Here is a 12,435-nt window from a genome sequence, read left to right as displayed (position 1 = left end):
GTAATTATGAAAAATCTTAAATTTATTAAACCTTTTTTTGTTGAAGAACTAGATGACAAACTTACTTCTGGCAAATTTATCATTCATCCTTTAGAGAGAGGTTACGGCATTACCATCGGAAACGCTTTAAGAAGAGTTTTATTATCTTCTTTACCTGGAACTGCAATTGTTAATGTCAAAATTGAAGGCGTTGAACAAGAATTCACTACTATTCCTGGCATTTATGAAGATGTTATGGCCATTATTTTAAACTTAAAAAAAATTATTTTTAAAGTTGACGATGAATCAAATGATTTTGAAGAAAAATTAGAAATTTCTCTTATTGGTCCTCAAAAAATTACTGCATCTTCGTTTAAACTACCTGCTGGTGTTAAGGTTATCAATCCGGAAGCACTGATTGCAACTATTTCTTCCGATATCAACTTTCATATGATAGTTACTATCAAAAAAGGAATTGGTTATGTGGGTTCAAAAGAAAATAAAGTTCACAGTGAAAATCAAATAGGTGTCATTCCAATCGATTCTTTGTTTACACCAGTTATAAATGTTTCTTATCAAGTAGAAAAAAAATTAGGTAACAAAGAAGAATTAACTATGGAAATCACCACCAATGGAGCTCTTTTAGCGAAAGAAGCGCTTGCAACAGCGGCAAAAATTTTAGTAGATCATTTTAATGTAGTAGTTGAATTAAGTAAACAAATATCTCATGTTGAATTTGTTTCTGAAGCCAAAGTAGAAGCTCATAATTATGTCCTTGATTTGGAAATTGAACAACTAGATTTATCAGTTAGACTTTTTAACAGTCTTAAAAGAGCCGGAATTAATACAGTTGCTGCTTTAGTTAAACTTAGCCAAAAAGAAGTAGCTGAATTAAAAAGTTTAGGTCGTAAATCATTCCAAGAACTAAAAGATAAATTTGTAGAATACGGTTTAGAATTTAATGATTGTTTAAAAGAAGCTTTGCATCACAGTGAAGAAGAAGATTCAAATTAGAAAGGAACTGGACTTATTATGTCTTTTAGTAAATTAGGACGCAATAAATCTCAAAGAAGAGCTTTATTAAGAACCTTAATGACTGATTTAATTGTGCAAGAACAAATTATAACAACAGAATCAAAAGCCAAAGAATTACAAAAATTAGCTGATAAAATGGTCACTTTAGCAAAAAAAGGGACTTTGCATACAAGACGTCAAGCTGCAAGACATCTTTTTGATGAACAAATTAACGAAGAAACAACTGTTTTGCAAAAATTATTTCAAAAAATAGCTTCTCAGTATTTGAATTGTCAAGGTGGATATACTCGAGTGATTAAAACCGTCCCTCGACGCGGCGATGCTGCACCAATGGCTATTATTGCTTTTGTTTAAAGATAAAAAACTTTCTTAATGATTAAGAAAGTTTTTTTGTTCATATTGAATAAAAAAACAAAATTAAAATCTAAAAAGTTAACAAAACGATAAACAGTTTAACTTTTATCCCCCCTCAACATAAAAACAAGTTGAAGAATTTATTTTTAGTAGTATATTCTGAATAGATTAGTAAAAAAAAGGGAGTAAAAAAATGGACAACAAAAAAAAGAAATCATGTTTTTGATTTTGCTAATTATATTATCGAAAAAAGCAAGGAAAAAAATTTGAATTAAATAATACTAAATTACAAAAACTTATTTTTTATACTTATGCTATTTTTTTAGTGAATACAAAAAAACAAAAGAAAATTATTTGATGAGAGAATATACAAGCTTTGGTAAGCTCCACGAAAAGTGAACTGATAAAGAACAACACTTTTTGAGACAAAAAAGACATGACTCAAAAAAATGTTTACTATTACTTTTATTATATACTGCTAAAATCGAATTTCAACATAAAAAAATGAAATTTTTTTGTTGTTCTTTAATTGGTACAAAAAAACATAAATATTAATTTTTTATGTTTTTTAACATAATTGCGTAAAAAAATAACTTTCATTTAATTTTACTATTGACAATAACATTTAATAAAAGACATAATTTAAGTGTATATTATAAAAAAATATATCCCCGCGAGGACGATTTGCTAGTGTTTTACTTGCTTTTTAGCAATGTATGCCAATTTTGTAAAAATGTATGCGCCATTGCAAAAAATCGCAAGTAAATAACAAATCAAAACGACCTTATTTAGAAAAATGTATGCTATTTATTATTGTATATAAATACCATCGTTTATTAAAAACTAAAAATATTGCCCTTTAATAAGATTTTAAAAGGAGTATTTGAGGATTTATTAATATACCCCCTAAGACGTCACTAAGGGGCAAAATTAAGCGCTATATCAATATTATAAAAATTAATTAAACCTTTTTTTGAAAGAATTTAAAAAAATCAAAAAAAATAACCATTCCAAAATAGAACGGCAATTATTTAAAATATTTTTTTTTATATTCAATCGGAGATAAATAATTAAGAATTTTCATTTTTCGTTTGTAGTTATAATAATGCATATATTTATGAATAATATTTTTAACTTGATTTTCGGTTAAGTATTTCATTTTTTCGGGGTTTAAAAACAAACTACCTAACAATGCACGTTCAGCTTCTAACATCTTTTCTCCTTTTTTGCATTTGGGAATTTTGTTGCTTTAAACCAGTTCACTTTTTTTGGACAGTCTAGAAAAAGAAAGAAGCAAAGAAAAAGAATTATCAAATAAAGAATAAAATAAAAAGAAAATAAGACTAAAAAAAGAAAGTCTAGTCGAGTCTGAATACTAATATAATTAATATTATATACAGTATACAATTTTTTTTTATTTGTCAATAATTTTTTCAAAGAAATTAGTATTCGTTTTTTTTACAAAAAAACTATACAAGACAAGACTAGACTTTTTCTATTTTTTCTTTTCATTTTAATTTCTTTTTGTACTCTTTCAAAATATTAAAATTAATATTTATTGTTAAAAACTTAATAAACAACCAAAACACCTTCCTTAGTTATGAAGGGTTTTAAAATAATTGATTTTAATAACTTTTAAAAATGGGTATATGAAGAGGGAATCATAAAACTAAATTGAACGCCACTAAGAGGCAAAATAAAGCGCTTTATAAGTATTTTTTATTAATTATAACGTCTTATTGTTTTGGTTTTAGATTTAATGTAAACAGGCATCAGTTCAGGGTTGTTTTTATAAAAGTTTTTATATTCGATTGGGGTTAAATTACCTAATGTAGTTATTTCGCGGTGGTAGTTATAAAAATTAATATAATCAAAGATAATTTTATTTATTTGAATTAATGATAATTTTTTAGTTTGTAAATATTATTTGTTTAATAAAACATCAATTGGTTTTTTACGAGAAAGTTTAGTAATCGGAAAGAAAATAGCAATAAATGTCAAAGCAAAAATAAAAACAACATCAATTCCTAACAATAACCAGCTTTTTAGGTCTTTAAAATAATTTTTCACAAAATCAAAGAAACTTAATGTGGGAAATAATTTGTTTCTTATTAAATAAAGTTGAAGAAATGTAAATCCAAAAACAAGTACGCAAGCAATAGAAGAATAAACAACTCCTTCGCAAAAAAAGATTTTAGAAACAGTTGAACCTTTAGCTCCTAACGCTCTTAAAGTACCAATTTCCTTTTGTTTTATTTTAACGCTAGCGTTAAAATACATATAAATAGTAAAAAAAGCAATTAAACTCAAAACAGTAACAAAAATTAATAATGGTTTTAAAAATTCCTCTTCGCTTTTTACAACAATTTCTTTTAATTTTTCTTTTTCTTCTGTTTCTAGTTGTTTGTACCGAGTTTGTTTTTCTAAACTTTCTATTGCAACTTTTTTTGAATCTTTTAAATAAAATATATATTGTGAAGCCATTCCACACATAAAAGCTGTCAAACTCAATATTAATAGTGAAAACACTAATAAAACTTTTTTTGTTTTTAAAGCGCTTGTACCCATTTTAAAAGATTTCTTTAAAGGTAGTTGGCTATTAATTTGTTTAAAAGGAGTTGATTGAGTTTCTAACAAAACTTCTTGGGTAAGTTCAAAGTTTTCTTTCAAAGGACTTTGTTGTTGTGTTTGAATTATTTTAATCATTTCTTCAGTTAAAACTTCCCCTTTAGTAAATTGAGATTTTCGAGTTTTACTCGGATTAAGTTTTTTAGTTATATCTGAAATAATAACGCCATCCTTAAATTCAATCACTCGGTCGCCAAATTGATAAGCACTTTCTTGATCGTGTGAAACAGCAACCACTAAACGTTCTTGAGACAATTGTTTTAAAATTTTGAAAACTTGATGACTTGTTTGAGAATCAAGGTTGCCAGTTGGCTCATCAGCTAAAATAATTTCTGGATCTTTAATTAAAGCTCTTATAATTGCAACTCTTTGTTTTTGTCCCCCGGAAAGTTCATTGATTTTGCGATTTTGAAAATCTTGCATTTCTACTTCGTTTAATAAGTTAGAAATCACTTGATATTTCGGAGTTTTACCTTGCAATTCTAACGCTAAAGCAATATTTTCATGGACACTCATATTTTCAATTAAATAAAAATCTTGAAAAATAAAACCAATTGTTCCATTACGATAAGTATCTAAATCTTTTTGTTTAAAGAAACGAGTTGAATGCCCTTTAATGGTGATATCGCCTTTTTCATAAGAATCAAGACCACCTAAAAGATTTAATAAAGCTGATTTACCAGAACCTGATTTTCCTAAAATAAAAACTAAGCCTTTTTGTGGTAATTTTAAGGAAATATCATTTAAAGCTAATGTACGGAAACCAGTTGCAGTAGTAAAAAATTTGCTAATTTTTTTAATATCGAACATTTGACACCTCTTTTATTTTTTTTATTCAAATACATTTTTATTATATCATATCTTATTTTTTTTGATATATTAAGAAAAAACAAAAAAAACTTTATCTTATTTTAATTTGATAATGTTTGATTAAAGTTTCAATAATTATGTGCATTCTTTGTTCGATCATGTTTTTTTCTAAGTTTTGCGAAGGATTAGAAAAAGATAATCTAAAAGCCAAAGAAAGTTCTTTTTTGTCATTATTTATTTGATAAACATCAAACAATTGACAATCAATTAAATCAAGTGATAAATTAGTTTTAATAGTTTTTGTAATATCTAAAAAACAATATTTTGGATCGATTAAAAAGGCTAAATCACGAGTGATAATTGGAAACTTACTGATTGGTTGATATACAATTTTGTTTTTTTGAGTTAAAAATTGGTCTAATAACAATAATTCACAAACAAAACTTTCTTTTAAATGATATTTTTCATTTAATGTGGGATGAGTTTTTCCTATTAATCCAATTGTTTGATGATGATATAAAATTTTGGCTTGAATTCCTGGATGAAGATTAGGGTTAGAAGAACTTTTTTGATAAGTTAATTTAATTCCTAAAAGAGCACTAATTTTTTCCACAATCCCTTTTAAAACAAAAAAAGAACTTATAAAACCTTGTTTTAGCCAACCACTATTAAATATTTTGCCACTTAAAACTAAAGATAAACTTAATCTTTCTGTTTGCGGATAGTAAAGTTTGCCAATTTCAAAAAAAGCATTGTCGAAAGTTTTCCTTTTGTGTTGATAACTTATGACTTCGATCAAACTACTTAATAAACTTTGTCTTAAAATAATTTTATCTTGCGACAAAGGATTTAATATTTTGATTGATTCTTTTTGATAATTAAAAGCTTCAAACATTTCTTGACTGATTAAACTATAAGTGACAGTTTCATAAAAACCTAAATTAACTAACAATTTTTTTAATTCTCTAAGATTTTTTTGTTTTAAAGTCATTTTAGTTTGTTTGTTTTTGATATCTTTTTGGGCAATTAAATTTTTACAACCATAAAGACGAATTAAATCAGCAATAATGTTTTCTTTGATGTTGACATCATATCTACGCAAAGGAGGTATCACTTTTAAAGCAGTTGAGTTTGACTCTAAAACACGATAATCTAAATTTACCAACCAGTTTTTTATTTGTGTTGGTAAAAATGAAATACCGATTTTTTCTTTTACAAAATCTAAACTTAAATCAATTGTTTTTAATTTTAATTCTTCTTTTTTTTGACTTATTGGTTGATAAGTTATTTTGCCATCAGCTAAAGTCATTAAAAGATTGCATGCTTTTTGCAAAACTAAAGGGATTAAACTAGGGTCAATTCCCTTTTCAAATCGTAAAGAACTCATGGTTTTTATTTTAAGTTTATGACTAGTTTTGGCAATAGTTTCTGGTTTAAAATAGGCACATTCTAAAATTATTTTTTTAGTGTCTTCTTTGATACCACTTTCTAAAAGTCCAACAATACCAGCTAAAGCAATTGGATAAGCGCCATCTGTGATAACTAAATCATTTTGATCTAATTGAAAGGTATTTTGGTTTAAAGTCGTAATTTTTTCTTGCGACAAAGCTTGCCTTATTTTAATTTCTTTAATGTTGTGAGATTCAAAAGCATGTAAAGGGATACCGTATTCAAGCATTATTAAATTAGTTATATCCACGACATTATTAATTGGTTTGATATCTGATTTTAAAAGAGTATTTCTTAACCACAAAGGAGAGGTTTTAATTGTGATATTTTCCAAAATACAAGCATGATATTCATAACAAGAATCACTTTTTATAGTTACTTTAAAAAAAGAATCTGGCAAAGATAAAAAAGGGTTTTTTGTTTTTTGACAAGCCAACAAATTTTTTTTATTTTCTAATATTTGATTATCTTTGTTTAAAGGTATACTTTTTAAAACAGCTTCGAAATCTTTAACAAAACCAAGATAAGATAAAAGATCAGTTCGATTAGGGGTTACCCCTAATTCCAAAAGAAAACCATCTAAACCTAAAGGAATTAAAGCATTACTTCCTAATATTATTTCATCATTTGGATCTTCTAAAAGATAAATCCCTTCTTTTTCTTTTTGGGTCAAAATAGTTGGGTTAATCCCTAACTCTTCTAAAGTACAAAGCATACCCTCAGAAAAAACACCATAAATTTGTTTATTTTTAAGAGTTGTTTGCAATCCTTCTAAAAAAGCTCCTTCTAAAGCAACAATTATTTTGCGATTATTAACTAAATTAGAAGCACCACAAACAATTTTTAAAATTCTTTGGCCTATATCAACTGTTACTAAGTTTAGTTTTTGCGAATTAGGTATTTTGTGATAGTGAATAATTTTTCCAACAACTAAATTAGTATTTTTAGAAATGGGATGAAAAGCTTTCACCTCACTAATATAATTATTAATTAAGTTAAAAATATTGTTATTTTCAGGCAAGTTATAAAAATATTTTTTCAAAATCGGTTCAAGAATTTTCATGTTTTACCTTCCTTGCGAATTGTTTTAAAAAACGAATGTCATTATGATAAAAATAACGAATATTTTCAATTTGATATTTAATCATAGCAATTCTTTCAATTCCAATACCAAAAGCAAAACCTTGGTATTTTTCAGGATCATAATTGGCATTAATTAAAACTTGAGGATGAACTAAACCAGCTCCTAAAATTTCTAAATACTCTTTGCTATTGTCTTTTTTTTTAATCACTAAATCAACTTCTACGCTTGGTTCTGTAAAAGGAAAATAAGAAGGTCTTAAATTTATTTCTTGTGAATCACCAAAAAGTTCTTTAATGATTGTTAAAAGAGTTTCTTTTAAATCTAAAAAATTGATTTTTTTATCAATCACTAAACCTTCTAATTGCATAAATTGATGACTATGAGTAGCGTCATCGTTATCTTTGCGAAAAACTTTGCCAGAAGAAATAATTTTCAATGGTTTTCCTTGGTGAGCTAACATCTCTTTAATTTGAATATTAGAAGTATGGGTTCTTAAAAGATTTTCTGAGTCAATATAAAAAGAATCTTGCATCGCTCGGGCTGGGTGATTTTTGCTAATATTTAACATTTCAAAATTATAAAAATCGCTTTCAATTTCGTTGCCATCTTTAATTTCATATCCTAAAGATAAAAATAAATCTTCTAATTGTTCGATAATTTGATAAAGGGGATGGATACTTCCTGAAAAAAAGTTAAAACCTGGTAAATTAACATCAACATCTTCTTGCATTAATTCTAAATTAAGCGCTTTTTCTTTTAAATGTTTTTGTTCTTGTTGTAAGGTGTAGATAATTGCTTGTTTAAAGTCATTAATTAATTTACCAATAACAGGTTTTTGTTCTGAAGGAATGTTTTTTAATGTTTGATTTAGCTCTTGCAAAAGTCCTTTTTTCCCTAAAAATGTTTGTTCTAAAAAAATTAAATCTTCCAAGCTATTTTTATTTTTTGCTAAACTAAGTTCAAATTGGTCTTTTAAAAGCTTAATTTTATTTTTCATAAAAATATTACTCTTTTTCCTTTTCTTTTATCTTTGTTTTTTTGCGCTGCATCATATTATCATACCAGAAATGATTTTACCATCTGTTAACAAAGACAACCACATACCTAAAGTAGCGCCTAAAAAAATTCCTAAAGAAATTCCTAAAGCACCTTTTTTAAGTCCTAAAACAACCCCTCCTAAAAACATCCCAGAAAAGATAGTTGTTAAATGCAATTGTGATAATTTTTTATACTCATCATCATTATTATAATTATTTCGAAAAAGATAAATGATGATTAAATTAAGGGTTAAAGCAGCACAAAAAACTGCTACATGAAAAAATTTATTTTGCAATAAAATTTGATAAGGATTGCAATTGTTAGGTTGAAGATTATTTTTTTTAATGATAGCTTTTTTTGGTGTTGAATTCATTTTTTGAATATCCTTTCTATTTTTTTATGAATTAATATCTAAAAATAAATGAAGCCATTTTTTTTGAAAAAAATCAAATAAATTATTGTCTTATATGTCAGAAGCCACTAAGTTAGCTATTTTTTTTAAATAATTATATTTAGTATTTTTAATGACAATGGCCAAGTGAGCTGCTTGAAAAACATTTCTTACATTATTACACAACCATCTCCGATACAAATTAATTGATGTTGTTGATGCATTTTTTCAATTAAAAAAATGCCATAAGCTTTATTAACTTCCTTGACGCTTAGACTTACAATCCCACTTTTTTAAAAATAACTATTAAATTAATTAAAATTTTTTGATAAAATTAATTATTTTTAAAGAATTAGAGTGAAATAAATTAATTTTATAGATTGGTTGAGCTAAAGTTAATTTAATTGAAGTTTTTTTGTTCCTTGTTCCACTAGCAATAAACTCTTTGGCATCGGGATCAATTCAAGAAAGAAATCCTTTTTGTTGAAGAGAAAAATTAATAATTGTTATTTGGTGTTCAAAAGCTTTTTTATTTATTTATAAGACATCTTCTTGAAGTATTGGGGTTTTGTGGATGATTATTTCTTTTTTTTAAAAAGTGATGACTTCATTAAAAACAACAAAATACTGAAATAATTTTTTTAGTTCTTTTAAAACTTCAAGCCCTCTACGTTTTCTACCTGTTGCAATTCCTAAAATATTATTAGGGTTTTGTGATAATTGGTGTAATAACTTTTTGGTTTGCGAAAGGATTACTTTTTTTTCGTTGTTTTATAAAGTATGTTTGATATCAAAAAAATAATTTATTTTTCATAATTAATTATTTTTTCTACTTTCTTCAAATAAGTATATATTAAAATTTATCATAATTATTTCTTAAATTTTCTATTTTAATTTTTTTGTTTTATGTAATTATTGAGATTAAAACCAAAAACTTTGTTTTCAGCTTCATTTAATTGCTGTGGTAAAAATTCTTGATGATAAATGATGATGTGATTTGGCAAAAAGCTATAATATTTAACTTCGTTTAAATCTTGATTATGGAATAAAGTTTTTCGATTTAAACCCATTTGATCAAGAGCGCCACTAAAAATTAAATTAGTGAGAATAGTTTCATTTAAACAAAAACACAATCTTTGCTTAAAATCTTTAAAAGATAAAAAATTTTGTTTTTGGCGTTCTTTGATTAATTCTTTACAAAAATTATTGCTAACACTTTTAATTATGTTTAAAGGTAAAAACAATTGCTTATTTTTAAAATAATATTGATCTAAACTAAACAAAACATTTGGTTTTACTAAAGTAATATTGGCTTGTGATACTTCTTTTAATAAAATGGTAGTTTGTAAAGAGTCGTTTAAAGCATCGTTTAATAAAGTTATCATAAATTCGATAAAATAGTGAGTTTTTAAATAAGACATACGATAACTAATCAAAGAATAAGCAACACTATGACTTTTATTAAAGCCATAATTAGCAAATTTTAAAATATAATCATAGATTTTGTTTGATAAAAAGATATCATGACCTTCTTTTTGACTTTTTTTAATAAAATATTTTTTTTCTTGTAGTAAAACTTTTTTGTCTTTTTTGCTGATAGCTCTTCGAAAAAGATCTGCTTCGGCTAGATTATATTTAGCAAAAGCAGCCACTATTTGCATAATTTGCTCTTGATAAAGGATAACACCATAAGTTGGTTTTAAAATTTGATCAATAAGAGGATCAAAATAAGTTTGTTTCTTTTTATTTTGATTACGATTATTTAAAAATAAATTAAAAGAATCAATCGGTCCTGGTCGATTTAAAGCTAATAAAGCAATTAAATCTTCAAAATTTTGAGGCGCCATTTTGGTTAAAAAGGTTTTTGCGTTGTAAGATTCTAATTGAAAAATACCTAATGTTTTTCCACTTGATAAAAGTTGAAAAGTTTTTTGGTCATCCAAAGAAATAGAAAAAAGATCAAAAGTAATTTCTTTTTTTTTAATTGCTGCTATTATTTGTTCGATGATAGTAAGGCTATGAAGTCCTAACAAATCAATTTTTAACAAACCCATTGATTCTAAATCTGATGCTTCCCATTGGGTTTGTAATAAATTTAGATAATTTGATTTTTGTAAAGGGATGCTTTGTAATAAGTTATCTTTGTTTAAAATAATTCCTGCAGGGTGGGTTCCTGTAAATCGCGGCACTCCTTCTAAAAATGATGCTATTTGTAATAAATTGTTTATTTGGTCGTCTAAATTATTAGTTGCTTGTGTGGTTTTATTGTCTAAGAAATTAAAAAGCTGTTTTATTTGAAAAGGCATTATTTTTTTGAATTTGAGTAATTCTTTGATGATAGCTTTTTTATTGATGAAACGACCAAAAGTAATAATATTAGCTACACGAGATAACCCATATTTTTGACAAATATATTTAATTATTATTTCTCTTTTGTTATCAGGGAAATCAAGGTCAATATCTGGCATAGTTTTTCTTTGGGGATTTAAAAACCTTTCAAAAATAAGATGATATTTTAAAGGATCAATTTCTGTAATTTCAAGACAAAAGCAAACTAAAGAACCAGAAGAAGAACCTCTTCCAGGACCTACTAAAATATTATTTTGTTTAGCATATTTAACTAAATCGCTAACAATTAAAAAATAATTTTCGTAATTTAAATCATTGATGATAGCTAATTCTTGGTCAAGTCTTTTTTGATATTGATCATATTTTAAGTTTGAGGAAGTTAAAATTTTTTTTAACCCTTGATAAGCTATTTTTTTTAAGTATTTCTTGGAAGTAATATTTTTAGGAGTTTTTTTGCTTATTTTTGAAGAAATACTTTCTTTTTTTATTTCGTTTTCTTTTTTTTGTTTTTTATTACTTTCTACAAAATCAAGATAAGAAGGTAAGGTAAAATTGTTTGGCAAATCAGTTTGATAATTAATTTTAGTAATCAATTGTTTTAAAGGGTTGATGATTTGTGGTTTTTTTTGATATTTAGCGTCAAACTCATTTTTAGTTAAAAAAGATAAATCTATTTGAGAATCAATTTTTTTATTTTCCATTTGGGCTAAAATTTGATAAGCTTCTTTAGCTTTTGGATTATCATAATTAGTTTTGTGAACAGGTAAACAAGGGATTCCAAAATGAGAGCTAAATTCAAAGATGTTATCAGTTAGTTTTTCTAAAAAAAAACTTTGGAAAGAAATTCCTAAAAAAATTTCAGAAAATATTACTTTTAGCTCTTTTAACAATTGATTAAATTCATCTTTTTGGTTACCTACAAAAATCTTTTCCCAAAAAGGGCAAATACCAGTAATAATAATAAATAAATTTTGTCCTAATTGAGAAATTTTTTCTAAAGGAATGTTGTTTTGATTTTTTTTTTTGCTTACAGTTGCTAATTGGATTAAATTTTTAATTCCTTCATCGTTTTTGGCATAAACTAAAAATTCTCCTATTTGATGTTTCCATAAAAAATTAATTTTGATACCTAAAATAGGTTTTATTTTATGATTTTGGCATAATTTCAAAAAAGTTGGCATGCCATATAAATTAGATTCATCACTTAAAGCTACAAAATCATAATCATTTTCTTTAGCTTTTAAAACTAGTTTTTCTAAAGAATTTAGACTTTGTAATAAAGAATAATAACTTTGTAAATAAAAAACACCTCTCATAA

At 25.5% G+C, this 12,435-nt stretch carries 9 protein-coding genes; 2 read left to right on the top strand and 7 right to left on the bottom strand.

Translation table 11 applies throughout. The features are described from left to right. Positions 1–6 precede the first annotated feature (6 nt). Positions 7–993, top strand: a complete 987-nt coding sequence (locus PSOL_RS02265) for a DNA-directed RNA polymerase subunit alpha (protein ID WP_349401753.1) — start codon at positions 7–9, stop codon at positions 991–993. A gap of 18 nt (positions 994–1,011) precedes the next feature. Then, complete coding sequence (gene rplQ, locus PSOL_RS02260; RefSeq protein WP_349401752.1) at positions 1,012–1,368, top strand: 50S ribosomal protein L17; 357 nt, start codon at positions 1,012–1,014, stop codon at positions 1,366–1,368. Positions 1,369–2,395: 1,027 nt separating this feature from the next. Here rplQ and PSOL_RS02255 read toward each other — a convergent pair. From PSOL_RS02255 to dnaE, 7 genes are all read right to left on the bottom strand, one after another. Continuing rightward, positions 2,396–2,581, bottom strand: coding sequence for an IS3 family transposase (locus tag PSOL_RS02255; protein ID WP_349401751.1), 186 nt, complete (start codon positions 2,579–2,581; stop codon positions 2,396–2,398). A 509-nt stretch (positions 2,582–3,090) separates the two neighbouring features. Beyond that, positions 3,091–3,258 carry an IS3 family transposase gene (locus tag PSOL_RS03415; RefSeq protein ID WP_350340401.1) on the bottom strand — a complete coding sequence of 56 codons (168 nt, stop codon included), beginning with the start codon at positions 3,256–3,258 and terminating at the stop codon, positions 3,091–3,093. A 33-nt stretch (positions 3,259–3,291) separates the two neighbouring features. After that, positions 3,292–4,806 (bottom strand): ABC transporter ATP-binding protein/permease, encoded by a 1,515-nt coding sequence (locus PSOL_RS02250; RefSeq protein WP_349401750.1) that lies wholly within the window; start codon positions 4,804–4,806, stop codon positions 3,292–3,294. Between the two features lie 91 nt (positions 4,807–4,897). Beyond that, complete coding sequence (gene pheT, locus PSOL_RS02245) at positions 4,898–7,318, bottom strand: phenylalanine--tRNA ligase subunit beta (protein WP_349401748.1); 2,421 nt, start codon at positions 7,316–7,318, stop codon at positions 4,898–4,900. Beyond that, entirely contained in the window at positions 7,305–8,336 is a 1,032-nt protein-coding gene (gene pheS, locus PSOL_RS02240) for a phenylalanine--tRNA ligase subunit alpha (RefSeq protein WP_349401746.1), read from the bottom strand. The genes pheT and pheS overlap by 14 nt, the downstream gene beginning before the upstream one ends. A gap of 51 nt (positions 8,337–8,387) precedes the next feature. Then, on the bottom strand, positions 8,388–8,750 hold the full coding sequence (locus PSOL_RS02235) for a hypothetical protein (RefSeq protein WP_349401744.1): 363 nt from the start codon (positions 8,748–8,750) through the stop codon (positions 8,388–8,390). 908 nt (positions 8,751–9,658) lie between these two features. After that, positions 9,659–12,433 (bottom strand): DNA polymerase III subunit alpha, encoded by a 2,775-nt coding sequence (dnaE, locus tag PSOL_RS02230; RefSeq protein ID WP_349401742.1) that lies wholly within the window; start codon positions 12,431–12,433, stop codon positions 9,659–9,661. Between the last annotated feature and the right edge of the window lie 2 nt (positions 12,434–12,435).

The sequence above is a fragment of the Candidatus Phytoplasma solani genome, assembly GCF_040126175.1.
Classification (GTDB): Bacteria; Bacillota_I; Bacilli_A; order Acholeplasmatales; family Acholeplasmataceae; genus Phytoplasma; species Phytoplasma solani_A.
Note: the sequence above shows the minus strand (reverse complement) of the source record. Positions and strands in the feature narration are given on the sequence as shown.

Bases quoted from the DNA above. Each gene is read 5' to 3' on its own strand.
- PSOL_RS02250 (WP_349401750.1), bottom strand. From the start codon at position 4,806: ATGTTCGATATTAAAAAAATTAGCAAATTTTTTACTACTGCAACTGGT.
- rplQ (WP_349401752.1), top strand. From the start codon at position 1,012: ATGTCTTTTAGTAAATTAGGACGCAATAAATCTCAAAGAAGAGCTTTA.
- PSOL_RS02265 (WP_349401753.1), top strand. From the start codon at position 7: ATGAAAAATCTTAAATTTATTAAACCTTTTTTTGTTGAAGAACTAGAT.
- pheS (WP_349401746.1), bottom strand. From the start codon at position 8,336: ATGAAAAATAAAATTAAGCTTTTAAAAGACCAATTTGAACTTAGTTTA.
- PSOL_RS02235 (WP_349401744.1), bottom strand. From the start codon at position 8,750: ATGAATTCAACACCAAAAAAAGCTATCATTAAAAAAAATAATCTTCAA.
- dnaE (WP_349401742.1), bottom strand. From the start codon at position 12,433: ATGAGAGGTGTTTTTTATTTACAAAGTTATTATTCTTTATTACAAAGT.
- PSOL_RS02255 (WP_349401751.1), bottom strand. From the start codon at position 2,581: ATGTTAGAAGCTGAACGTGCATTGTTAGGTAGTTTGTTTTTAAACCCC.
- pheT (WP_349401748.1), bottom strand. From the start codon at position 7,318: ATGAAAATTCTTGAACCGATTTTGAAAAAATATTTTTATAACTTGCCT.